The organism is Microbulbifer mixtoriginis (SeqCode) (genome assembly GCF_052467705.1).
In genome coordinates, this window is sequence record NZ_CP174322.1 from 2583112 (window position 1) to 2608506 (window position 25395).

The following is a 25395-nucleotide window of genomic DNA, read 5'->3' on the forward strand; positions in this document are numbered from 1 at the left end:
CACCGGATACCCAATGCTCCAGGGAAGGTCGCTATGACATTATTTGATCGCCCTGAACTCAAGGTGCAGAAGGATCGGCGTATTTGCCGAGCCACCGATATGCGTATCGCCAAATATAGTCGGCGAGGCATGGTGCTCTCATTCTGTGCATTTTTGATCGCGGCCACCATCGGTGATATGCGCCTGGAAGCTCCGCGCTTATTGCTGATTCTAGGGGCTGGGTTGGTGGTTCTCACGCTGATCCGCGGTTACTACGTTTTTCGTTTTGGTCATTTGTATAGTTCGGGACCCAATCGCTGGCGTAATCATTACTTTTTTGTATCGATTCTTGGCTCTATCTGGTGGGGTCTGACTTTATTCTATTTTGTTTACTATATGGGGTTTGCCCCAGAGACCCACTTTCTGTGGATCTATACCGTCATCTTTTGCTCCAGCGTGACCACGGTATTCTCGCCTTATCACCGTTTTCTCACTTGGTTTACGGTTACTTCTCTACTGCCAGCGGCATTGATGGCTCTTTTCTCTGGCATGATCCTCGGTACTATTTACGGGACGCTCACTCTGGCCTTTATCTGGCTGACCGCTCACCAGGGGCGGCGAGAGTCGGAGAATTATTGGGAGCGCCTGTCGGCTATGCAGGAGTTGCAGCAGCGTGCGAGCAGCCTGGCTGCAGCACGAAAGCACTCTGAAGCGGCCGTTGAATTGACGAATGAATTTATTGTTAATATTGGTCAGGAATTCCGCAGCCAGCTTTCTGATGCCTTGGGGGCCTTGTCTCTTTTGGAGGCAGAACCGCTCAGCGAGCGTCAAAAAGAGTGGGTGGGGCTGGCCAAAAATGCCAGCAGCCAACAGCTTAAGCTAGTGGACAATGTGGGGCTCTTTACCCGCGTTGCTCGCAAAGATATCCGTATGCGCCAGGGGCCATTTAACCTGGTCAAAACCATTGAAAAGTCCTTCAAGTTCGCTGCGCGAGCAGCCCATAGTCAGTCTTTGGAATTTAACTTTCAGATTGATGACAGCCTGCCGGTGATGGTCACTGGCGATAATCGCAAAACAGCTCAGTTGATTCGGAATCTGGTGGACTCGGCTACGGGAATTGCCCAACGGGGAGAGCTTTGGGGCGAAGTGAGTTTTACCCCGATCACCTCTGTAGAAGGGCAGTTGAATATTACTCTGAAAGATGACGGCCGCGGTGAAATCCTGCCCGATGAGAGCGAGCTGTTTGGTGCTTTTTCCAGAATGGATACCAATCAGGTAACTACAGGTTTAGGGCTGTCTATCGCCAAGGGTCTGGCGGAAGCTATGGGGGGGTATCTACAACTGCACTCCAATCAAGACGGTAACCGCTACCAGGTCGTAGTCAAATTTACTATTGAACCTAATCAGCGTACTTACTTAACCCCGGACCGCCGTTTGCAGGATAGTGAGGTTTTACTGATACACCAAAAGGGCCTGTTTATTTCCGGCTTGATGCAGATGCTGCGCTCCTTTGGTATGGACGTAAAGTCCCAGCGCTGGTGTGAAGGTTGCGAGTGTGAAGTACAGCAGCTCCTTCAGCAGGCTTTGGAGCGAGGGCAACTGATCATGTTGGTGCCCGCCATGGGCGATGAGATACTCTTCGAATCAGTTACACCATTCTTTGAAAAGACTCATGCTGAGGACCGTGATTGCCCATTGATATGCCTGGGCGGCTTTGGTCAAAAGTCCTCTTTTGCGGAATTGCAAAGACTCGTACCTTCAGCTCTCTACCTGGGACGACCGGTAACCCGTAAGGAGTTGCACGATACTCTGGTGGAGAGAATCTTTGGCGGCGCCAAGCGAACTACTCGGCGTGTAGTAAAAGGTGGTGCCGACCAGCCGCGGCAATATTCTCTGCTGTTGGTGGAGGACTCCCGTCCACATCAGTGGGTAACGGAAGAGATGTTGCAGGCACTCGGTTACCAGGTAGATATCGCCAGCAATGGAGAGGAGGCCTTGCTGCGTTTATCAGAGGGGCATTACGACCTGGCCCTGGTAGATTGTCAGCAAAATACCGATCACAGTGCCGAGATAATCGAGATACTGCGCCGATGGGAAACAGAGCACAGGCCTGATGATCGATTACCAATCGTTGCTTTAACCAGTACCACAGAAGAACAATTCGAAGGGCGTTGTTTAGCGGCAGGAATGGATGATTATCTAACCAAGCCCCTGAGCAAGGATCTGTTACGGGAAACCTTGGCCCGTTGGTTGGGTAGCGCCTAGAGTTGCTGAACTAGGATTATTTAATAATTGGATAATAGAAAGCCGCGGCAATTGCCGCGGCTTTCTTATGGTTAGAATTCGTAGCGAACGCCTATACGAGCGCTCCAATAAGACGGTTCAGCAACCCGTGTCTGGCCTGATGGCTCTAAGAATTTATTGAAAACGTAGCGGCCTTGATCATCGATAGTAGCCTCTACAGCGGCCTGATAGCGCGGGAAGTCTCCTTCATACATCACGCCCCAATCATCGTTAATCAAGTTCCCCAGATTTTCTACGATAAAGTAGGCGTTGATCCTGTCATCCGCGCGCCAACCGGGTAATTCCTGGTCAATACGTAGGTCGAACTTGGTCCACCAATCACTATGGATTTCATTTCGCTCCATAATCTGACCGCGATCAAGATCTTCAGAATCAACAAAAGCGAAAAAGGCTTCGGTATCGAAGTCTTCAGCAAATACTACATTTGCGTCATCGCTACCGGTTGGTATGTACAGTAGGCTGCGGCCGGAGCCTACATCGCCAAATAAGCCGCCGCCAAAGGTATAGCTATAGGGTAGCCCTTCATTTGCACTGCCAAACAAGGTAAAGCGCGTTTCATAGCCTGCAAAAAACTCGTGAGCGTAGTCCATTTTGAGAGTGAAGCGGTGGGGTACCACATAGTTGGAGGTAGCGGCCCCCGGATTCTCAGCATCGATAGTTGCAATTTTGGTGTAGTTAGACCAAGCCACAGAACTGGTCATTGGATTCACATCCTCGGCTTCTGTGTAGGCATAGCCCAAGGCTACATTGAGACCAAAGTCGAAGGATTTGCTTAGCCCCAGGGATAGAACGCTGGAAAAACCGGAATCTCCTTTTACGTTAGTGAGCATAAAGTCTCCGCTTCGACCATTGGCGCCTTCATAAATTGGGCGCCCATCCACAGCAGTATCCACTTGTTGCAGGGATATATCGCGGACAATGGCTGCATCTTTATAGTCGCTATAGAGGTAGTCAGCAGAAAGCAAATAGCCGGATTCAAACTCGAAACTAGCGCCGATGGCATACTTCCAAACTGAAGGGATTTCGAAATCCGGGTCCATTAGATTGACGCCACCGGATCTTCCTTCTCCATTGGCAACCTGGTCATATAGATTTTGCGGTATGTCATAGATGGGGCGGCCACTGCCAGTCCAGTCCATATCGAAGAGCGGGGTTCCACTACTATCGGTGGTTTCTATCTGCAATACCCCGTTGTTGGAATAATTGTTGGAAATCCAAACGTTGGGATTGCCACCAGAATATAGGCCTAGGCCACCGTGTAGCTCCAGGCTGTCATTGACATTCCAGTTGAGACCGAGACGTGGCTGTAAAAGGTCTATGCCATCCATATTATGCTGGTTACTGAAACCGTACGTTTCTGTGATATCCAGATTCTTCACCGGCCTATCGCCGCTGCTGTAGCGGTCATAGCGCAAGCCTGCTACGACCGTGAGATCAACTTCGGCAAAAGTGTATTCATCCTGCAGGTAGAAAGTATTGATGTCATAAGCAAACTCTGCTGCAGCATCCAAGGGATTATTGGTGATGGCAGCATTTTCATAGATAATTTTGCTGGCAACACCGTTTTCAAAATCTTCGATGCTAGCAAACCGGTACTCCCCCTGCGCTTCCTGAATAAACAGGTTAAATACATCGAAACTTTCATGTTCATAGCCGGCGGTGAGATTGTGCTCACCCAGCAATAAGCGCCCGGCGAGTTTTATGCTCAGATTATCGTAACTCAGCTTATTGGCATGGCGGGAGTCATCAGATCCCAAGTAAACCGTTGCGCTCTTTAGGCCTTCTTCGTCCTTACTGGTGACCTGGACTTCACCAAATTCAGTACCACCGAGAGAGAGTTGCCAGTTATCCAACTCTGAATAACCGATCTTCATTTCTGTAGAAAAGATATCGCTCCAATCGGAAAACAGCTGAACAATATAAGAATTCAGTTCGGCACCGCGCTCATAATAATGATTGGATAGCTCTAGCTCATTGTAGTCGTCGTCGGATTCGGCAATAGAGTAGCCATCGTTGTAGTTATAGGTAAGAGAGGCTCGATGATTATCGCTGATATTCCAGTCTAGCTTGATCAGCAATTTCTCATCTTCTTCCGGTAGGCTTGAGGGGAGTCCGCCAGGGTTATAATCGTATACATCATTCGCGATGCGCACGATTTCCTGCAGCTGCTCCTGAGATACGCCCTCAACCTCAGAGGGAGAATTACTGCCTGTTGGCCCCCGGTCAAAAGTAGCGACACCTTCTAGCTTTTCGTAAGCGGTGAAGAAAAAGAGTTTGTCCTGGATAATGGCTCCACCTAAGGTAGCGTTGTAGCGCTTTTCATCAAAACTGGCTACAGGGAAGTCTTCACCCTCAAGAGAGTCTCCACGGAAACCATCATCGGTATAGTCATAAAAGAATGAACCATGCCACTCATTGCTGCCGGATTTGGTCACTGCATTGATGTTACAGGCGCTGAATCCGCCGTACTGCACATCGAATGGAGCCAGCTCTACAGCAACTTGCTCGATTGCATCGTATGAGAAGGGCATGCGCTCTGTTGGATAGCCATTGCTATTCAAGCCAAAGTTGTCATTCATGCGCACCCCGTCAACAGTAAGGCTGTTGAAGCGCGGGTTGGCGCCAGTACATTGAATAGAGTCATAGCTAGCTTCGTCGATGTAAACTCGTGGGTCCAGACGTAGCAAGTCCTTGATATCGCGGTTTACTGCGGGTGCACTGGCTAGGTCATCGCTATTGAAGTGAGATGCCGGGCCTACCGCCAGTCGGGAAGTAGTGATAGCTTGGCCAAGCACGCTGACTTCCTCAAGGTTACCTGTGTCGAGGGATACCATCAGGGGCAGGGTATCGCCTACTGAGAGATAAATATCTTCAAAGGTACGATCCCCCTGTTCGGTTTCAATTTTGACGGTATAAGGGCCTCCTACACGCAAACCACTGAGATTAAACTGTCCTGATTCTCCTACCTCGGCCACTCGCCGACTATTGGATGGCGCGTGCACTACAGTAATTTTTGCATCGCTGATGGCTTCGCCTGCGCTACCAGTAATAGAGCCGCGAATGGCTGCGGCAGTTTCCTGAGCGTAAGAGACATGTGTTGAACCAATCGCGGAGATAATCGCGGCGGATAAGCACATGCGCTGGAAGATAGAAGGTTTCATAACTAAATCCTGGTCTTTAAGTGGGCCAACAGCGTGGCTTTGAGAGAACTGGTTGTAATCGGCTCCCGAGACTCATCCCCAGGTCTCGGCCAGAGTGCTTTTTAGCGGGTGAAATTGAAGGGCTGGTTAACGATTTGTTGCAATTTTGTAACAGGTTCGTGAGATGGCATTGATGCATACCAATTTGTCACAAGTGTTTATTAAGCTTGCCGCAAATTTCTGCAGTGGATGATTGAGATGATTAACCTAAAAAAAATAATTTGTATAAATATTCTATTGGTTGGGCTGCTCAGCACCCTAAAAGCCCATGCTTGGGGAGATGATGGCCATAGAGTGGTTGGAGAAATCGCTTGGCATTATTTGGCACCTAATGTAGCCGCAGAAGTTGAATTGTTACTTGATGAGGTTGGGGAACCACATCTGGCAGAGTCAGCCACCTGGGCGGATCGTATTCGTTCCAACGAGCAATATAATTGGGCAGCGCCCATGCACTATATCAATCTATCCCGTGACTGGAACCGCTATGACGCGGAGAGGGATTGCCCTCCAACAGGGTGTATTGTCAAAGCCATTCAGCATTTTGAAGAAGTTCTTGCAGATCGTACCCGGTCAGGGACAGAGCGTGCCGAGGCCTTAATGTTTATTGCGCACTTTGTAGGGGATCTTCATCAGCCGCTGCACACAGGTCTTTATTCGGATCGTGGTGGCAACGATGTATTCGTGCACTTTTATGGAGAGGAGACCAATTTACACGCTCTTTGGGATATCCATCTTGTCTCAAGAGTGGTTACCGATTGGCAGGGTTATGCAAAAGAACAGACAGAAAAAATTGGTGCAGTCCAGAGCCAGCTTTGGCAGTCTACAGATGCAACAGACTGGGCAAAGGAGTCCCATCAGTTGGCTCATAAACTGGCATATACCAATGAAACTCAATTGGGGGAAAAGTACTTCTTGCGCTGCAGGGATTCCTTAGAAATGCGTCTACAGCAAGGTGGTGTGCGCTTAGCTGCCGTACTTAACAAAGTTTTGGGTGGAAGATCATTGAAGATGGTCGATCGATAATTAATCTAGTGGTTTTATTGTGGTGTTAGCCTCCACGAAATAAGGGAAACTAGCATCCATCGCTCATTGCGTGAAGGAGTTTTCCTAAATACTGGCTTAAGGATGGCAGATTCTAAATAATGCAATTCGAGCTCTTTTGACAATTAAAGTGCCCGTCCAAGCCCGAATTGCTTCTAAAAACTGGACATTAGTTTAGAGCTACTTCTCCTTGAGTATGTGAGTGCAAAAGCAACTGTTTGGAAGTATTTGAATACATGCTATCTCCCAAGCTCAACCTGGAAGAACTCCCAGGCTAACTGATTATCTGAAGCGGACAGGTTACGATTTGCGTCCGCCATCACATATTTTCCGTGGGCTGTTTTCAAAGTGATTTTGTCATTTTGATTCAAACAGGCCCATCCGTTGGAATGGTTGTAAAGGACAAATTTCTCCCAGCCTAAAAGCACACTGGCTCTTACATCGACATTATGGTTGTTATGTGGAGTGGCACGTAAGTAATGACCGTTATGGGCGCGCAGTGAAACCGTGTCACCACTCTGAATACAGCGGTGATCCACCCACTGCTGGGTATTCCCTTTTTGCTCCAGCGCAAGAGTAAAAGTCTCCCATTCTGCAGCCGCAGCAGGCATATTTTTTGCCTCATCGTTACCACCGTAGACAGCCTGAATGCGTGTGTTGTGGTGGGTATTAAGCAGGGAAGCTGTATGTGCCCTCGCATAAGTGGATGAATAGGCGGCAGCGTGATTGGTCCAACTTAATGTTGCCGTAATGGGGTTGTGATCACTGATGCTCTGGTGGACTTCATCATAGCGGTTGGTAGAGAAGCTAATTTGCGAGTTGCCGCGAAAAGCAATATGGTCAACACCCTTACAGGGGCCCTTTACATCGTTAATATTCGTATTACCTGCGGCATAACTTACCTGGCTACAGGACCAGGTTAAGCCCAACTCGGAAGCCCAGCGCCCCAACTCCGACTGATTAGGGCCTGGCTGCCAGCCGCCGTTGTCAATCCATGCATTAAAGTCGCCCATTACAATCACTGGATATCCGGCCGAATTTTGTTGAATAAAATGTTTGAGCTGGTTGAACTGGCCTGTTTTCTCCTGGCCGTTACTGGTGTCCATGTGAGTATTGTAAAAGTGTACTTTTAGGTCCTTGGCTAGCTGAACTTCAGTGAAGGTGAAGCCTTTTTCCGTCTCACAATCGGGACTTGAGCCGTTTGCGATAAAGTCTGAGTAGGTACCCTTACAGCTTGAATACTCAACATGCAGCTGCCTTCCATTAATAGGGTGTTTGCTGATAGTGCTTAAACCATCGCCAAAACTGAAGACCCCGCCCTGGAAATGATCACTTCGATAAGGATATTCTGTTTGGCTAAGGGGAGACATCACCGCGTAATTTCTGACCCAGTTTTCCTGGAGTCCGACAATATCGTAGGCCTGCCCAGCAATATAGGTGGATGAAAATAGAGATGCCTGGCCATCAGAAATACCCTGTAAACCTTCAGGAAAGCCCTTTATGTTGGCTGCCATTACTCTAATTTGGCCACTTTGCCCAGCCAAGCTTCCCGGCCTGCTATAGGCTTGATTGCCCACAGTGCCGGTAAAACCTACCTGAGTGCTGGAACTAACCAGAATATCCCATATTTCTGACAAAGTTATTGCTGAAGCAGAAGCGCTTAGGCCCAGGCTTCCTACGATAAGAGCTGATCTTAATAGTTTGTTTTTCATTTATTGTTATCCGTTATTTAAATTGTCCGATTTTATTGTTCTATCAATGGTGTATCTCGGATATCGGTCTTTTGGTTGTGCGTGATAAGGGGAACGATTTTTAATTAATTATGAGGCCTCCTTAATTGACAAATATTACTAGCAATATTTAAGCGATTTTATTTGGCGCCTACCGGACGGATAAAAGACTTCAGTAATAGATACTAATTGTCATTTCATCAATAAGTAAGATAGAAAGAGCTTTAACGGGCTATGGCCAAAATAAAAGGTTGGGCAAGCGTACTAGAAAGCAATTGCCGGAATAATAAAGGATTGGTGATATGAGTGGATACAGGATTAGTAAATTTTAAAATCAATAATAGACTGAGCAGTTCCGCTTGTTGTCTTAGCTGCCAGCCTGATTAACAATGGTTGCAGTTTAAGTACACAACGCCCACCTCAGGCTCCAGAGCCTGGGAAATATTAACAATAATGTAGTAGGTGTACATACATGGAACTGGTAGGACCTCACCGGAGCCTTAGGCTCTTCTGCGCCCCCCTTATTGTGGCTTTACTGACGAGTGGATGCTCGGAATCCAACGACAGTAGCCCTAAAAACCGTTTGGCCTTAGCCCAACAAGCGCTGACTTTGGCGCCCGCTGATCCAGAAATTGCTGAAATCTATCAGCGAACCTGTCGCAGCTGTCACAGCACTGGGGTCAGCGCTGCGCCACTCACTGGGGACATTGCCGGCTGGGAACCGCGTCTCGACAAGGGAATGGATGTATTGGTTGAAAACGCGATTAATGGTTTCCAGGGGATGCCGCCACTGGGTCTTTGTTTCGAGTGCTCACCGGAGCAGTTTGAACAGTTAATTGCCTTTATGGCCTCTGCGGAGTAAGGGATTATGCAGCAGTCACGTCGCCGCTTTATTACAACTATTGCCGCTGGTTCTACAGCTATCGCTGCTACTCCAATCTCCTCTATGGCACGCACCTTGGTACAGGCGAGTGGCCCAGTAAAGCGTAAGGGTATCCGCTGGCGCAACTGGTCTGGTTCGCAAGACTGCCTGCCCAGTGAACGTCTGGCACCAAAGACAATCGCCGAACTACAGCAACGTGTAGCTGATGCTAAAGGCACTGTTAGAGCTGTGGGGGCTGGGCACTCCTTCACGGCCTTGGTACCCACCGATGACACCATTCTCTCGCTCGGGCGTATTAGCGGTGTGGCCGATCATAGTAGCGAAACCACCCAGGCTACGATTTACGCGGGTACACGTATAGCCGATCTTGGCCAGCCGCTTGAAGATATTGGTCAAGCCTTGATTAATCAGCCGGATATTGATGAGCAAACTCTCGGCGGATGCCTGGCCACTGCCACTCATGGCACTGGGGCCGGTTTAGGTTGTATGTCCAGCTATGTAACGGGATTGGAGCTGGTTACGGCAGATGGCAGCACTCTGTGGTGCGATGCAGAGCAAAACCCAGAGACTTTCATAGCAGCCAAAGTTTCCCTGGGTAGCCTGGGGTTAGTGACCAAGGTGCGTATGCAGAACCAGTCCAGTTACAAACTCCGGCGAGAATCCTGGGTGGCTCCCATGGGGGAGGTGCTTGAGCAGGCGGAGACACTGGCGGAGTCAAATCGCAATTTCGAGTTTTACTATATTCCTTTCTCCGGAATGTGTATGGCTGATACGCACCAACTAACGGATGAAGAGATCTTTACTACCGCGCGTGAAGATACTAACGAAGCTGTAATGACCCTTAAAACTGTTCGAGACTGGCTTGGCTGGTCGCCCAGATTACGGCAATACGCCTTACAGTCTGCAATGGAGGATATTGAAAAGGAGGTGGTTGTGGAGTCCTCTTGGCGAAACTACGCCAGTGAGCGAAATGTTCGCTTCAATGAGATGGAATACCACCTTCCCAGGGAAGCCGGACTGGCCGCTTTTGAGGAGCTACGCCGTACAATCGAAGAGAACAATCTTAATGTGTTCTTTCCTATCGAAGTGCGCTTTGTAAAGGGGGATGATATTTGGTTGAGCCCCTTCTACCAGCAGGATTCCGTATCTATTGCGGTACACCGTTACTTTGAGGAGGATTACCAGCCCCTTTTTAAGGCACTGGAACCCATTATGCGCAAGCATGGCGGCAGACCGCACTGGGGGAAACTTAATACCTTGCACCGGCAGGACCTGGCTGGTTTATACCCCCGCTGGCAGGATTTTCTTGAGGTAAGACGTGAGCTTGACCCTAAAGGAAAATTTTTAAACCCGTACCTGAAAAAACTAATTGGTTGATAGGGCCCTTATTCATTCTCAGGGCTGAAGAGAGACTAGGGGAGCGAACTGTGCAGAAAACGCGGAGAAAATTTTTACTGGGCGGAGCGGCATTGGGGGTTGCGGCCGCATTTCCTTTGTTAAGGCCTAAAGCTTTGGGGCAGGGGGGGCACACTAACTATTTTCAAAGTCTCTCTAAGGCTCTGGATTCCGCAGGTTTCTCTGGTCCCACAATGGTAGTGGATTTAAACCGCCTGAGAGCCAATGCGACTGTACTTTCTGGGCATCTAAATGGGCACTTTGACTATCGAATTGTTGCCAAATCGTTACCAGCTCTGGGGTTACTGGAGGCGGTTGCCAAACAGACTGGTACGCAGCGGTATATGGTTTTCCATCTACCTTTTTTGCAACAGTTGGCCCAGTCACAACCACAGGCAGATATTTTGCTGGGTAAGCCTCTTCCGATTGCTGCGGCCAAGAGCTTTTATAGCCGCCCAACAACCAGTGGATTTGACCCTAGAACACAACTTCAGTGGCTGATTGATAGCCCTCGGCGGCTACAACAGTATGCGGCACTAGCCGGTAGCCTTGAGCAAAGGTTACAAATCAATATCGAGTTGGATGTGGGGTTGCACCGCGGTGGAGTCAGCGATGCTCGGGACCTTACTGAAATGCTCAATATTATTAAGACAGAACCGCTACTTACTCTGTCGGGATTTATGGGCTATGACGCCCATGCGGCTAAGATGCCGGGTATTTTAGGTGGCCCAGAGAAAGCCATTGATCGCGGTTTGGAGATTTATACTCAGAGGCTTGAGCAAGCTAAACAATTGTTGGGTGACCAGTATCCTAAAAGGTTGACGCTGAATGGCGCCGGCAGCCCGACTTACCAGCTTTATAAATCACGCTCAGATAGTGCACCCTGTAATGAGCTGGCGGCAGGTTCCTGTCTTGTTAAACCTACAGATTTTGATATCCCCACCCTCAGTGATCACAAGGCGGCTGCATTTATCGCCAGCCCAGTATTGAAGAAGTTACCGCAGACTCAAATTCCTGGTTTGGAGAAACTAACGGGTACGATGCGCTGGTTAAACCCAAATCGCGAGCAGACATTCTTTATCTCTGGGGGGTATTGGAAGGCGCTGCCCGAATCTCCAGAAGGTCTTTCGATCAATCCTATTTATGGACGCTCTACAAATCAGGAAATGCTCAATGCTTCCAATCAGGTTGTCCTACAAGAGGATGACTGGGTTTTCCTGCGACCAACACAAAGTGAGTCTGTATTTCTTCAGTTTGGGGATATAGCTGTGTATGACAAAGGGGAGATCGTGGAGCGCTGGCCTGTATTAAGTAACTCCTGAAAAAACATCTTTACATGGTTCTAAATAGATGACGCTGTACTGTATATAGCCGTATGTAATCACAAGTAATTATTATAATAAATTTGGAGAGTAACGTGATCTTTGAGCTGGTTTTAGTGCTAAATACTATTTGGTTTTTAATGGGTTTCAATGTTTTCTCCTTGCGGGGAAAGATTTTTGCCAAGCTGGTTGTTCCTAGAGAGCATAGGGATACCCCTGTCTTTGGAATACTGGCTGAGTCAGGTAAATTTCTAGGCGGGTTTAATTTTTCATTGGCGCTAATGAGTATTCTTTTATTGGTTAATCACGCCTCCTTTTCCGGGGATATTCAAAGATCTATATTGCTTTTTGTTTTTTCTGTTACACATGGTTCTCAGTTTATTTATAACTTGCCAGTCGCGCTAAAGAACCGAAAAGGGGGTGGGCCTTGGAAAGTGAAAGGTGTGATGAAGTTTATATTTATTATGGATTTTATCATGATGATGATTAATTTAACCCTGGCGCTTTGGTATTGGTTGTAATGAGGCTGGTCGTTCGGTGTCGGCTAGTGTTGCCATTGCTGTTATGGGTGGCTTTTACGGTTTAATAGGTGATGTGATATTGAGTGGTATTTTCCATATAAATATACTGCGTTGAAGGGATGTGAAATAGGTGCTTAAGTTAACAGATGTACCTACTGAACAAGTTTCGGCAATAACAGACTTGGTATTGGCTGTATTGGCGTTGTTTATATTTCTTTATTTTATTAGGCCGGAATTCAAGTCTAGCTGGAAGAGAAATTGCTGGATTTGTTTCTTTGGGGTGATGTTTGTCGTTGGCCTATTGGGTTCGGTAATTCATGGTTTTCAGATTGCCGGACCTGAAAGAATATTCATGTGGCATGTTTTATTTTTTTTTCTCGGTCTTTTTCTGGTGTCGTTTACACTTGCTATTATTGGTGATCTTGCCGGTGAGCGAATATCAAGAAAGTTATTGCCCTACATATTTTTAATTGGCCTGATATTTTATTTCATTGCAGTATCTAGAATTGATGGTTTCATAGTATTTGTGGGTTATCAAGCGTTAGTGATGATTCCTGTTGTTATTGGTTATACATGGGTGGGGGTTAGGGGGCGTTTACCCGGGGCTTGGTATATGGTTGTCGGCGGGCTTATTTCTCTCCTGGCTGTGGTATTACAAGTCAGAACGGCTCTGGAGTTTACGTTTATTTGGACGTTTAACCACAATAGTCTTTATCATATGGTTCAAACAATAGGCGTATTGTTCTTTTTTGCAGGAATAAGAAAGTCACTGCAGGCATCAATATGATTTTTTACGCAATTTAATTCTTTAGGTTTTTCTGAATCGAAACCCTCTACTAAAAGTGCTGTGATCTATAGGGGGCTGATAAAAGGCGCCCACACCCCCCTAAGTATTCATGATTGAAGCTGTATTATAAGGCCCCTGGCCAGCTTTAGGTTTATAGTGTTTTAGGCTGCAAAATTTATAAAGAAGGCATTCTATGGGCGCCCGAAATACTATCTATGAATATGGGGCAGTAGCTAAGTGGCTTCATTGGATAATAGCATTCTTAATTCTAGGATCTTACGTCAGTGTCTACTACCTCCAATGGTTTACTGAAGAGGATACCCCAGCAAACTGGATTGCCTTACAGCTGCACTTGTCTATTGGCATAACGATTGGTGCTTTTGTACTGTTACGGATATTTTGGCGTTTGACTAATCCCACTCCGAAACTGGAACCTGGCTCCAGGCTAGAGCACTTTGCCGCGCATACAGGCCATTTTCTGTTATATGTAGTCATGATACTTGCACCATTAACCGGATACCTAGGAACTGGGGTGAATACTGAGTACTTTTTCCTGTTTGAAATCCCTCAGTTTGCTGACACTTCCCTTTTTGCCCACCTTGTTCAGAATAAAATGGGCTTGACCTTCAAACAGTTCGAGGAACCTATCGATTTCATTCATAAGGAAGTGCTGGGTGAATGGCTTATCTGGTTACTTATTTTGGGACACTTCTTGGTAGCCCTTTATCATCACTTTATAAAGAAAGACCGTACACTGATTAGGATGACTACGGGTAATCAGTGAAACAAGTACTCTTATAAAGTCATTTACCTTGCCCGTGATTTAAATGGCTCTACTATGTGTTCGTTGGTCGAAAACCATAAAGCCAGAGTGCTCTGTTTGACCCTTGATAATGTTGCAGAGACCAGGAATGTATTTTTGAAAATCAGTTGTGCCTGCATTAAGGTTTTATTTATGACTCTAGTGAGGAAATTACTTTACCTAATCGCATCCTCAAAGATATAAAAGGCTTTACTGGCGATTAAGTCCAGTATCTGAAAGTTGCAGGGGGCTGATAACCTTGGTCTTTCATACCTATGTAAGCGCTATTGAGCTAAAAAGTTCTCCGCACCTGACAGAGTTTTGAGACTAGTATTGGCGCCAGATTTCAGTGCCGTTCCCGCAATTGATGTTTATATAAATTTTGGAGATCCTTCTAAGGAAACCTGAATGTTTATTGTACTGAGTAATTTGCATATATAACCCCGTCAAGATTTTACCCAGGTGTATTGGCAGAATTTGATGCCAATTTGGCATAGAAGTTTGGCGCTCGGTTTTCTAATCTTCTGCCCATAACAATGTACCCATCCATAGAGATGGCCTGATAGTTTGGAGTCTAGGTAATAACCGGTATGGTCGTTTACTGCGGGTCCTAAGTGGTAGCTTATGTGTAGTCGTTTATCTTGGATATTGTGGTCCGGAGCTCTCTTGTTATTGGCTGGCTGTGATCCCCCCGGGGAATTCCACCCCATAGCGAGGGTGGAACCATTGGTCATACTTTCAATTGAAAGCCTCTAATCAGCTATTAGATTAAGTTACTGCATTGATCATCGGGTTGTCTTCTTCGTTGTGTTTTGGCAATGCAAGCGAAATGAAGGTTGCCAAAAACAGCAAGCACGTGGATACCAACAGGCAAGCTTGCAAACCGGCAATCTGGAAAATCCAGCCCGACAACAGAGTTCCGGTAAGGCGGCCCAGAGCGTTTGCCATATAGTAAAACCCCACATCCATAGAAACGCCATCTTCTCTGGCATAAGCGACGATCAAGTAGCTGTGCACAGAAGAGTTCACTGCAAATAACACAGCGAATACCATGAGGCCCAACAAAATGCTGAGTTGAGGGTGGAAGCCGATATAGAGTGAGAAGGCAATCAGCGCAGGTATCAGAGTTAATGCGCAGCCCCACAATAGGGCGGTTCGCCCATCAGGCAGTGCCGAAGAAAAACTTCCAGTGATCCTTGGGGCAAAGGCTTGTGCTGCGCCATAACCGATGATCCAGCAGGCTAGGAATGCACCGACTTGCCAGTGGCCCCAGTCGAATTGGCTCGCCAGGAAAACGGGCAGGGCGATTACAAACCAAACATCACGAGATGCAAAAAGGAACAGTCTTGCTGCCGCAAGGATATTCACCGGGCGACTCTTAGAAAATACATCTTGAAAGCGGGCTTTCACCTTTGCTTTACCCAAGTCTTTTCGTAAAAATTTTTTACTCAATAGCAATACTGAGGTGAGAGCGACTGCCATTGCGAATATAGCCCCGCGAAATTCCAGTAGTGCCAATAGGCCTCCCCCCATAAAGAACCCAATGCCTTTCAGGGCATTCTTGGAGCCAGTCAGTAGGGCAATCCAGCGATAAAGAGTTCCTTGGGTATTGTCGTCAGGTAGTAAAAGCTTGATTGAGCTTTTCGCGCTCATCTTGTTTAGGTCTTTGGCTATGCCAGATATTCCCTGAGCAGCCATAACCAAAGGCACACTGAGATAGCTGGAAGGGACTAATAACATAGCTAAAGCGCAAATCTGTAATGCCAGACCAATATTCATGGTGCGATTAAGGCCTAGCCGGGCACCGAGCCATCCGCCCACCAAATTGGTGACCACTCCAAAAAACTCATAGAAAAGAAACAGTAGGGCTATTTCGAGAGGGGTGTACCCAAGGGTATGGAAATGCAGAAGCACCAGCATGCGCAGTGCGCCATCGGTTAGAGTAAAAGACCAATAGTTACCAGTCACCAATAAATATTGGCGTACCGAGGGCGAAAGGGTGGAGAAAAACTGCATGGGTTTTGGCTCTAACTACTAGGGGCTGGCCTGAAGATCAGGCCAGCCCCGCGGGTATTTATCAGTTTTTTATTGGTGGGATCCAGGACATTGGCTTATCCAATCAGGCGAGCCAGCTCTGCAGTACGGTTGGCATAGCCCCACTCGTTGTCATACCAGGTATAAATTTTCACTTGAGTGCCATTGACCACCATGGTGGACAGTGCATCAACAATGCTGGAACGTGGGTCGGTTTTGTAATCCACAGATACCAGAGGACGTTCCTCATAACCGAGAATATTTTTCAGCTCGCCCTCTGCTGCGGTTTTCAGTAGGTTATTAACTTCATCCACAGTTGTTTCCCTTTCTACTTCGAAAACACAATCCGTCAGGGAGGCATTGGCCAGTGGGACTCTTACGGCATGGCCGTTCAGCTTGCCAGTCAACTCCGGGAAGATGGCGGTGATTGCTGTGGCTGAGCCGGTAGTAGTGGGTATCAGACTGGCTCCACAGGCCCTTGCGCGGCGCAGATCTGAATGGGGCGCATCAAGGATTGTCTGGGTATTAGTGATATCGTGGATAGTAGTGATAGAGCCATGCTTGATGCCCAGTTTTTCATGTATCACTTTTACCACCGGGGCCAAACAGTTCGTGGTGCAGGAGGCTGCAGTAACAACTTGATGCTTGGCTGGATCATAAATGTTCTGATTCACCCCCAAAACAATATTTGGTACCCCGTCTTCTTTTACGGGAGCCGAAACCAGCACACGCTTTACCCCCTGCTTTAAATAGCCCTCCAATTGCGCGCTAGTCTTCATTTTCCCAGAGGCTTCAATAACCAGGTCACAAGCACTCCAGTCTGTGTCGGCAATGGCGAGATTATGGCTACAACTTATTTCCTGGCCAGCAATCGTAATTGTGTTGCCCTTAGCTTCTGCATAATGCTGCCAACGCCCGTGTACCGAATCAAAATTCAGTAAATGAGCAAGGGTGGAAGCGTCTCCAGCGGGGTCATTGATTTGCACAAACTCCAATTCTGGCCAGTCCCAGGCTGCGCGCAGCACAAGCCGACCGATACGACCAAATCCATTGATTCCGACTTTGATAGCCATGTTGTAACTCCTGAGTAATCTGAATATATGAAAAATCGCATATATCCAGGTAAATTTTTTCAGCGACTTAGTGATATTACTTGCCAGCAAAATACCTACTGCCGTGACTTAGCAGCATAGGCTAGCTCTTTGGGGCCTATCTCCCATTAGGATCAAGTTGCGAAGATCTTCGGCAATAAAGTGCTGATTTGCCTGCAAAGTGTCTTGAAGGATCGATTTGGCCCAGCTGCCCAGTTCAGGGTTGATGCGGTAAAAGATCCACTGTCCCTGGCGGCGGTCCCGCAATAAATCAGCGCCGCGGAGTAGGGCTAAGTGCCGAGATATTTTGGGTTGGCTCAAACCCATAGCAGCAGTGAGCTCGCACACGCAAAGTTCTCCCTCGTGGGCGATCAGTAGAAGCGTGCGCAGGCGGGTATCGTCTGCCAGGCACTTGTAGAACTGAACTGGGTTCAAGGCTTACCCCAAATCTTGTTTATGCCGCTTTCACGGCCTTGTTATACACCAGTACAAAAAGTTTGATGCGGGTACTCAGTTCCAACACCGTTGTGTAAAAAGGTTTGAAGCAATGCCGACTGGCAGGGTCTTCAAAATTCCATGAAATCAGCCTACCGTGCCCAGCGGTGGGTACATACTCGTTATGGCTCTTGTCACACAGGGTAATGACCAAATCAAAGTTCCGGTCAGCTACCTCTTGCAAGCTTTTGGAACACAGTCCCTTGATCGGAATGCCGAAGCGCTGAAGGGCTTTTATAGCTCGGACATCCACGGGGGTGGGATCTGTTCCTGCACTAAAAACCTCAAAGAGCTCTCCCCCGTAGTAGCGCAATAAAGCCTCAGCTATTAACGAACGCGCTGAATTTCCTGAGCAGACGAACAGGATGCGCCTCTTCATAGGAACGCTCCAGAACGGCAATCCGTTCAACTTAGTGGGCATTATATATGGAAAAGCGAATATTCAAAGGACCAAAAAAACCGGGAGCAGGTCCCGGTTATTCACTAAATGCTTAGAGCTTGAACTCTGCCCAGACCGGCGCATGGTCTGAGGGGCGCTCCATAGCGCGGATATCATAATCGACCCCTGTCGCCACACAATGTTCCATCAGAGGGCTTGTAGCCATAATCAAGTCGATCCGCAGCCCACGCTTGGGCTCGCGGTCAAAACCCTTACTACGATAGTCAAACCAGCTAAATACATCATCTGTATCAGGATTCATTGCACGGAAAGTATCCGCCAAGCCCCAGGCCTCAATTTTCTGCAGCCATTCGCGCTCTTCTGGAAGGAAGCTGCACTTGCCGTCGCGCAGCCAGCGCTTGCGATTGGGCTCGCCGATACCGATATCTTGATCACTCGGAGAGATGTTCATGTCGCCAATAACCAGCACCGGGGCTTCGGGATCGCAGGTGGTTTGTAGATAGGTATCGAGGTCAGCGTAGTACTTTTGCTTCGCCGGGAATTTTACTGGGTGTTCACGATTCTCGCCCTGGGGAAAGTAGCCGTTGATGACGGTGAGAGGTTTACTGCCGCCAATATCGAACTTTCCCATGACCATACGGCGCTGGGCGTTATCGTCGTCGGTAGGAAAGCCATATTCGCGATCGATAAATGGTAGGCGTGAGAGCAGGGCAACACCGTAGTGTGTTTTTTGGCCAAAATAGATTAGCTCGTAACCCAGGTCGCGAATGGCATCTACAGGAAAGTCCTCATCGGTGACCTTGGTTTCCTGGAGACCAATGATATCGGGTTGATGGCTATCTACCAGAGCCTGCATTTGGTGCAGGCGAGTGCGAATACTGTTGACGTTAAAGGAAACGACTTTCATTTCTTCCCCCAAATGAAAAAGGTCGGGCAAGCCCGACCTAATTGTTTACTGTGCGCATGGGTGCGCTTGGCACACCCAAAGGGCATCACATCTTTAGAAATTGGCGACTTGCGGCGGTGCCTTGCTGGCTTTGTCAGCCAGTCCAATAAAGTCCGCCATTATATAGCCCGCTTCGTTCAAGATTGGATCTTTTTCCAATTTGATTTCCACAGGGCCACCAATAGTTGCCACTTCTTCAGACTCACTCTCTTCATAAGCCTCGAAACTTTTGTAGGGTTCAAGCCCTTTTGCTTCGCGACGTCGGTTCTCCATGGAGAGCAGGCGCTGGTTTACGTTTTCACGTTCTTGCTCTCGCATTACCTCATTAAGGGAGAGATGCTTTCTGTCGGCGCGTTCGCTCTCAAACTTGAATTGATCGCGCAGGAATATGAAGTCCGGATCTGATGCTGTGCGCTTATTGTGCTTGGTGAGCAGATTAGGAATCAGAGTCTTCAGATTAAAGTACTTGGCGTGAGGTACGGCGTGGATACGGTCCCAGGGCAGGGCGGTATCGTAAGCGCTTTCACCAACACTCTCCGCATCAATAAGTTGCGGCATGGGGATATCGGGTTTCACGCCCGCGTGCTGGGTGCTATCACCGGATACACGGTAGAACTTGGACTGGGTAATTTTTAACTGGCCTTCTTTCAGGGGCGCCATGGTTTGCACGGTGCCTTTACCAAAAGATTGATTGCCAACAACCAAGCCGCGGTTGTAGTCCTGGATGGCGCCGGCGAAAATCTCGGAAGCTGATGCCGAGAGGCGGTTAATCAATACCATCAGCGGGCCGCGATACATTGCGCGAGAGCGAGAGCGGTTGTGCCGTGAAATCTGCTCATTAGCGTGGCGGATTTGTACTACTGGACCCTGATCGATAAACAGGTCGGTCAACATGGTGGCTTCCTGTAGGGAGCCGCCGCCATTGTTGCGTAGATCCAGAATGATACCGTCTACCTTTTCCTCTTTCAGTTCGCTGAGCAATCTAGCCACATCGCGGGTAGTACTCTTGTAATTGGGGTCGCGGCGACGGTAGGCGTCAAAGTCTATATAGAAGGTCGGCAAATTGATTACACCGATCTTGTAGCTCTTCTTACCATCTGAAAATTCGAATACGGCCTTCTTGGCAGCCTGATCTTCAAGCTTCACTTTACTGCGCTTGATCAGGATGGTCTTGTGCGTGCCGTCGCCGCCGGTGGGAATAGTTTCCAGGCGCACGAAGGTGCCGGCCTTACCGCGGATTAGATCCACCACGTCATCCAGCCGCCAGCCGACGACATCGACCATTTCACCATCCTTATCCTGGCCGACCCCTACAATCTTGTCGTTAGGCTTGATCTTACCGGTGCGGTCAGCAGGACCACCTGCTACCAATCGGGCAACCTTGGTGTATTCCTCATCCCCTTGCAGCACGGCACCGATGCCCTCCAGAGACAACGACATGCTCATGTTGAAGTTTTCCAGGGAGCGTGGGGACAGATAGTTACTGTGGGGATCATAAAGGCGAGTCAACGAGTTCATATAGAGCTCGAATACGTCATTGCTGTTTTGCTGCTCAAGGCGCTTCTTTTGACCTTTATAGCGGCGTTCCAGCAAATCGCGAATATCCTCATCCTCTTTACCTGTGAGCCTCAGGTTTAAGACGCTGCTCTTCAGGCGCTTACGCCAAAGATCATCGGCATCACTGATGGAGGTAGGCCACTGACTCTCCTCACGGTCGAGTTCGAGGGATTCATCGCGATCGAAATCGAAAGCGGGCAAGCCTTTTTCGAGCTGGGATAGGATATTGTCCAACCGATCGCCCATACGCAGGCGGAAACGGTTATAAATCTCAAAGCCTGCTTTGACATTGCCAGCGCGTAGCTGGTCATCCAGCTTGGTTTGCCATTCGCGGAACTCATTGATGTCTGAGGCGAGGAAGTAGCTTTTGGTGGGATCTAGAGCATCAATGTACTCGTCCCAAAGGTCTTCCGACATTTCGTCTCCGACCTTGATTTTGTTGTAGTGCAGCATTTCTAGCTTGCCGACAATCTCCCTGGCAGTACTGCCCTGGTCCTTTTCAGGAGCCAGAGGCTCGGTCTCTGCCAGAGCGGTTGTGGAAAGCAGGCCAATGACCAAGAAGCCGGAAAATAGAGCGGCGATCCGATTGGTAAGCATAGGGAGTCTCTTTATACGTCCTACTTCATAGGCGACCAGCCTTTATGGCTTAGCGACCTATAGCTTAGGACAAGTATAAAGGCTGAAAGCTCCGAAGGGCATGAAATACCTCCAATCAGAGATGGATCTTTTCCACATTAGGCACATTTAGCAAAATAGAGTTTCCTGCTATCCATTATTTAGGGCATTTGGTCTCAAATGGAGGCGGTTGGCACGGCTCGGTTTTGATGATTTTTACGCCGGAAGAGCATTTTTGACCGGTTAGTCGAGTATAGAGTGATTGAGTGCAGGGAAAATGGATACCGATAAAGCAAGAAAAGGAATTGAGTTGATACGCCCGCTGTTTTAAGAGCCCCTAAACAGTTCCGGGATGTCTTTAGCGTTCTGAGTGGTTCGGGTGAAAGTGCGGCTTCGCAAGGATATCTAGCCCTCAGAATGAAATCGCAACACAGAGTGAACTGCTCTAAAAGACTTACAAGAAGGGCCCCTAAGGCCGAATTTTCTTTTACGGCGAGCTGTGCCAAGCAGCGGCAATCCTCAAGTCCCGCAGAGTCATTCTGAATTAGTTCAGAGGCCTTTTAAATGCGTACTGCTTCAACGTGGCTTAACGGTCACGCCCGAGGGCTCAATTAATGGGATTGGTTACCGATTATTTATATCTAAGACATATGTACTGATATTGAAGGTAAGCATCTAGGCGAGAGTTAATTGCGGTTCAGGTCAACCTTTTCTGCTTAATACTGCTCATTATTCCCGGTAAAAATGTTGCACTGAATCGATCTACTGGCTCCTTAGTGCTGTTCCATGGAGTTGTAGGATGAAGGTTGAATTTGCAACGTCGCGTTCACAAGAAATCTATGAGATGGCTGACCTAGCGGTAATAGGTGTAAGTCCTTTCAACAGCTACTTTTCCGAGGGGCAGATTGCTCGGCTTGCAGAGTGGGCGCAAAGTCACTTTAAGCGAGTCATGTTTTTTATTCCCGATAATGCTGCTGAATATACACAGATCGCACTTGGCTATGAGGAAGAGAAGGCGAGAAAAAGAGCTCGACGACAGTGCCACTATCTGCATAACAAGGTCTATCGCGCTTCGGGCTCGTGTGCTGTAGACAGTGAATTGGTTGACTCCGAGTGGTTGAAACAATCTGAGCTCTATTCTCGCTGGCTCTATCAGTTTGAGCAGGAGTTTCACTTGAATGATGGTTTCCGCGAGGGTTGCTTGGAGGCTAGTAGATGGGTGCTGGAGCACCATCTTGCAGAAGAAGAAGTTACTGTCGAGATGGTTTCAATAGCAGTGAGATATCTTTTGGCGGAGTTGCCGGTGATTTTGCATTCTGCAGATATCGTGGGTACAGATTCCTCATGTTTCTGCTATCACAGCTGTCCCAGATATTTAGATGACCTTTTTCACGAGAGTGGCCAAGAGGCTGCGGGAGAGAGAAATGGTTATGTGATTGTGAGAAATGACGGTGAGTAAGAGTAGACGCTATGGCCTGCGAATGTGGTGTGAAAGGACACAGTTAAGCTAGAAAATACATTAATAAATAGATTTAACTAATTGATATATATGTATTTTTTAAAACTTAATGTAAATTCTAACTTTCAGAGGGCGAGTGAAGCAAAAGCTCCGCTCGCCTTTGGTTCATTGGGTTAATTTGGTAGCTGCTTGGTCATTATGATGTGGTCGATATTGTAACCGTGCTTAGTGACAGCTAATTCAAGCAGTTCATCTACAATGGCCTCATCCAGTTGTGGAGTTCGACTTAGAAGATAAAGGCTGCTGCGATCGGGGTCGCCCACGAGGGACCATTGATATGCTGGGTCTAGCTCTAGAACCCAGTAATTACCATTGGTTTTCCCATCGAAGAATGAAACCGCAAGTTTGCTATTAGTATCATCTAGAGGGGTAGCGGTACCTTGCACGCTGATGGGAAAACCGTACTTCGGGTGTAGGATTCGGCAAAAGTTGAAAACACTGAGTGTGCCATCATCGTTGAGACCATAGTCTGCCGTGACTGCTGTACAAGCAGGCTGGAAGATCTGTGGCAATCGGGCTATTTCATACCACTTGCCAACGTACTGATAGACGTCCACGTAGGGAACCGTCTCAAGCTCAGACTCATTATCAGCCCAGGAGAGATGCGCTCCAAAAGCCAATAGAAGAACCCCCAAACCTTTTGCCAAACCCTTCATATTCACATTTCCTTGTCATTGGATTGAATCACTTTCCACCGTACCAATTGTGCGATGGCAAACTCTTTACGGAAGGCAAGCTGGAACGGATTAATCAATTGTCCGGTTGGGGCAAAGTTTCACAATAACTTCAAGAATGGCCAGCATTGCCCGCTGAATTTAGGCCAATCGATTGACAAAAAAGGCAATCTTGACTAACTGCCTATCCATTAGCGCAGTAGCAAGGGAGCAACAGTGAGCAAAACGCCATCACTATCGGCCGTAGTTACATTGACATGGGCGGTTAGCTGGAGAGCAATCCTTATCAACCTTCCAATTTACATGCCGTTTTCCGTTCTACATAAACTGGGCTATGAGTTTCCAATCTGGTTTTGGTACCTTCTTTGTATCGTGGGTGGGTTTTTGTCTTATGTTCTTGCATTTAGGTGGCTCTTCTCGCGAGGTTACGGCGCCCCAGATCTCCGGAAATTGAAAATAGTTGAATAAAAAAACAGCAACAAGCAGGTATCAAACGAGATAGATTGAAGTTGTTTTTCCGGCATCGTCGCAAATTCATTGCGGAAACTAGGGCTGATAACTACTCCAATCATGCCAAATCATTAAGCAGGCCATCCTATGTCACAGGAAATTCCCGTTGATGTACTGATCCTAGGAGGTGGTATTCAGGGGGTAACCCTGATGAGAGAGCTGATACCAGAGTACTCGGTGGTACTGGTCGACGATGAGTTCGGTGACGCCGAGTCTCTACATTTCCACGGTTATTTCTCTTCCGGCTGGAATGCGGCTAACCCCCAAGCTGCTGAAATTTACCGATGTGCCGCGCAGCGCTGGCACAAAGAACTTGCGACTAGCGGCGTGAACAGTCGCATAACAGATTTCCATGCAGCGCTGACTCCGGACTTTCTAAACACTGTTGAAGATAACTGGGCCAGAGCGGCTATTCCCTTTGAGGAAGTTGAGTTGCCCGAGATCTTTGATCCGGATAATTTGCCATCAAATCGCAGGTTCAGATTTCCTGATGATCTTATTTTTGATGGAGCTGCAGCCTATCGCAGTGTGAGCGAACCTTTGAGGAAGCAAATCTATCGTGGGAGGTTGGCCTCGTTTCAGCTTGGGGGGGCAGGGATTGAGCAAGTAACTCTGGATATGGATGGTCGCTCGTGTGAGTTAAAACCAGAGCTGGTGATTTCTGCCTGTGGTGCGGGGAATGCTGAAGTAATTCGGCACTTGGGTGTGGCAGAGGAGCAGATACAAAATGCCCAGTTAGTAAGACCTCTGCATATGCTCTTAGCCCGCGGCCCCAATATCCCGCCAGTTTCAGCTTTGTTGATCGACTTGGTGGTGATGTACCACCCGCTGGAGGATGGGGAAGGGCTCTGGATTCTTACGCTTAACCCAGAAGTTCCCAGGTTCAAGGCGGGTGTTGTCGATATGTGTATCCCGCCAGAAATAGAGAATGATCTACTTTGTGCATCTTTTGAGCGCCTTTCCAGCGCGATGGTGGCTTTTGAGGCTTGGGCGCAGGGCTGCCAGTGGTCGGTATATGCAGGCTGGAAAACAGATGCACCGGGACCAGATGGTGATCTATTAGTGCACTTGGATTATCCCACTCCATACCAACTGGATGATTATGGCGTGAAAAATTTTCTCGCAGTGTGGCCAAACCATTGGGGATTGGCTGCTAATGTCGCCGATGATGCTGGAAACTGGGTGCGTACCAAGTTCAAAAGCTGTCACCCCCAGCCGGGCGCTAATAGTGGATTATCTCCAGGTTCGGGGGTTGGCCATCCCATAGAAAATAAGTGGCAGAGCGACAAACTCAATTGGCTGTGCTGGGAAGATTTCGCTCGAAAAGTAGGTTATCACCGTTAACTTTAACCTCTTCGGGTTAATCAATTTGATTGGTTTCTGTTCGGTGTGGATATAAATACATCGCTCTAAGAGGCAAAATAAACGTCATGCAATGAAACTGTTGCTTGCAACGGTGAGTTTTTTCTGTATCTTAAAAACAAAATGTAACCGGTTACATTTTGCTGCAAGGGTCCGTGAAAGAAGAAATGGACCAATAGCGAGGCAAGATACTTGGCCGGATAGAGACTCAAAATAATAAGAACCTGG

19 protein-coding genes are annotated in these 25395 nt (G+C 47.9%); 10 read left to right on the plus strand and 9 right to left on the minus strand.

What is annotated here, in order from left to right; translation table 11 throughout:
* Positions 1–33 precede the first annotated feature (33 nt).
* On the plus strand, positions 34–2244 hold the full coding sequence (locus tag ACJJIB_RS11455) for a response regulator (protein WP_252085853.1): 2211 nt from the start codon (positions 34–36) through the stop codon (positions 2242–2244).
* A 71-nt stretch (positions 2245–2315) separates the two neighbouring features.
* On the opposite strand, the gene ACJJIB_RS11460 is transcribed toward ACJJIB_RS11455, so the two are convergent.
* On the minus strand, positions 2316–5444 hold the full coding sequence (locus ACJJIB_RS11460) for a TonB-dependent receptor (protein WP_444886128.1): 3129 nt from the start codon (positions 5442–5444) through the stop codon (positions 2316–2318).
* A gap of 237 nt (positions 5445–5681) precedes the next feature.
* Here ACJJIB_RS11460 and ACJJIB_RS11465 point away from each other — a divergent pair, with 237 nt between their 5' ends.
* Entirely contained in the window at positions 5682–6506 is an 825-nt protein-coding gene (locus tag ACJJIB_RS11465; RefSeq protein ID WP_444886129.1) for a S1/P1 nuclease, read from the plus strand.
* A gap of 257 nt (positions 6507–6763) precedes the next feature.
* Here the strand turns inward: ACJJIB_RS11465 and ACJJIB_RS11470 are convergent, their stop codons facing one another.
* A complete protein-coding gene (locus ACJJIB_RS11470) occupies positions 6764–8236 on the minus strand; it encodes an endonuclease/exonuclease/phosphatase family protein (protein ID WP_444886130.1) in 1473 nt (490 codons plus the stop codon).
* A 490-nt stretch (positions 8237–8726) separates the two neighbouring features.
* Here ACJJIB_RS11470 and ACJJIB_RS11475 point away from each other — a divergent pair, with 490 nt between their 5' ends.
* The 6 genes from ACJJIB_RS11475 (at position 8727) to ACJJIB_RS11500 (ending at position 13946) form a co-directional block, all read left to right on the plus strand.
* Entirely contained in the window at positions 8727–9116 is a 390-nt protein-coding gene (locus ACJJIB_RS11475) for a c-type cytochrome (protein WP_444886131.1), read from the plus strand.
* Between the two features lie 6 nt (positions 9117–9122).
* Positions 9123–10514, plus strand: a complete 1392-nt coding sequence (locus ACJJIB_RS11480; RefSeq protein ID WP_444886132.1) for an FAD-linked oxidoreductase, L-gulonolactone oxidase family — start codon at positions 9123–9125, stop codon at positions 10512–10514.
* Between the two features lie 50 nt (positions 10515–10564).
* Positions 10565–11854, plus strand: coding sequence for a DSD1 family PLP-dependent enzyme (locus ACJJIB_RS11485; protein ID WP_444886133.1), 1290 nt, complete (start codon positions 10565–10567; stop codon positions 11852–11854).
* A gap of 95 nt (positions 11855–11949) precedes the next feature.
* Positions 11950–12375 carry a hypothetical protein gene (locus ACJJIB_RS11490; protein ID WP_252085860.1) on the plus strand — a complete coding sequence of 142 codons (426 nt, stop codon included), beginning with the start codon at positions 11950–11952 and terminating at the stop codon, positions 12373–12375.
* Between the two features lie 130 nt (positions 12376–12505).
* On the plus strand, positions 12506–13162 hold the full coding sequence (locus tag ACJJIB_RS11495; protein ID WP_444886134.1) for a DUF6962 family protein: 657 nt from the start codon (positions 12506–12508) through the stop codon (positions 13160–13162).
* Positions 13163–13355: 193 nt separating this feature from the next.
* Complete coding sequence (locus ACJJIB_RS11500) at positions 13356–13946, plus strand: cytochrome b (RefSeq protein ID WP_444886135.1); 591 nt, start codon at positions 13356–13358, stop codon at positions 13944–13946.
* 786 nt (positions 13947–14732) lie between these two features.
* Here the strand turns inward: ACJJIB_RS11500 and arsJ are convergent.
* The 6 genes from arsJ to ACJJIB_RS11530 all read right to left on the minus strand — a co-directional run bounded on the left by arsJ (position 14733) and on the right by ACJJIB_RS11530 (position 21084).
* Positions 14733–15980 carry an organoarsenical effux MFS transporter ArsJ gene (arsJ, locus tag ACJJIB_RS11505; RefSeq protein WP_444886136.1) on the minus strand — a complete coding sequence of 416 codons (1248 nt, stop codon included), beginning with the start codon at positions 15978–15980 and terminating at the stop codon, positions 14733–14735.
* Between the two features lie 95 nt (positions 15981–16075).
* Positions 16076–17071 (minus strand): ArsJ-associated glyceraldehyde-3-phosphate dehydrogenase, encoded by a 996-nt coding sequence (locus tag ACJJIB_RS11510; RefSeq protein ID WP_444886137.1) that lies wholly within the window; start codon positions 17069–17071, stop codon positions 16076–16078.
* Positions 17072–17179: 108 nt separating this feature from the next.
* Positions 17180–17524 carry a metalloregulator ArsR/SmtB family transcription factor gene (locus tag ACJJIB_RS11515; RefSeq protein ID WP_252085865.1) on the minus strand — a complete coding sequence of 115 codons (345 nt, stop codon included), beginning with the start codon at positions 17522–17524 and terminating at the stop codon, positions 17180–17182.
* A 19-nt stretch (positions 17525–17543) separates the two neighbouring features.
* Complete coding sequence (locus ACJJIB_RS11520) at positions 17544–17963, minus strand: arsenate reductase ArsC (protein ID WP_444886138.1); 420 nt, start codon at positions 17961–17963, stop codon at positions 17544–17546.
* A gap of 112 nt (positions 17964–18075) precedes the next feature.
* Positions 18076–18891 carry an exodeoxyribonuclease III gene (xthA, locus tag ACJJIB_RS11525; protein ID WP_252085867.1) on the minus strand — a complete coding sequence of 272 codons (816 nt, stop codon included), beginning with the start codon at positions 18889–18891 and terminating at the stop codon, positions 18076–18078.
* A 93-nt stretch (positions 18892–18984) separates the two neighbouring features.
* Positions 18985–21084 carry a carboxy terminal-processing peptidase gene (locus ACJJIB_RS11530; protein ID WP_444886139.1) on the minus strand — a complete coding sequence of 700 codons (2100 nt, stop codon included), beginning with the start codon at positions 21082–21084 and terminating at the stop codon, positions 18985–18987.
* A gap of 817 nt (positions 21085–21901) precedes the next feature.
* Between ACJJIB_RS11530 and ACJJIB_RS11535 the strand changes: the two genes are divergently transcribed.
* Positions 21902–22561 carry a tRNA-dependent cyclodipeptide synthase gene (locus ACJJIB_RS11535; RefSeq protein WP_444886140.1) on the plus strand — a complete coding sequence of 220 codons (660 nt, stop codon included), beginning with the start codon at positions 21902–21904 and terminating at the stop codon, positions 22559–22561.
* Between the two features lie 173 nt (positions 22562–22734).
* Here ACJJIB_RS11535 and ACJJIB_RS11540 read toward each other — a convergent pair whose 3' ends face one another.
* The gene (locus ACJJIB_RS11540; protein WP_444884956.1) at positions 22735–23277 is read right to left on the minus strand and encodes a lipocalin family protein; all 543 of its coding nucleotides are present in this window, start codon (positions 23275–23277) and stop codon (positions 22735–22737) included.
* A gap of 615 nt (positions 23278–23892) precedes the next feature.
* Between ACJJIB_RS11540 and ACJJIB_RS11545 the strand changes: the two genes are divergently transcribed.
* Positions 23893–25149, plus strand: a complete 1257-nt coding sequence (locus ACJJIB_RS11545) for an FAD-dependent oxidoreductase (protein WP_444886141.1) — start codon at positions 23893–23895, stop codon at positions 25147–25149.
* Positions 25150–25395: the final 246 nt, after the last annotated feature.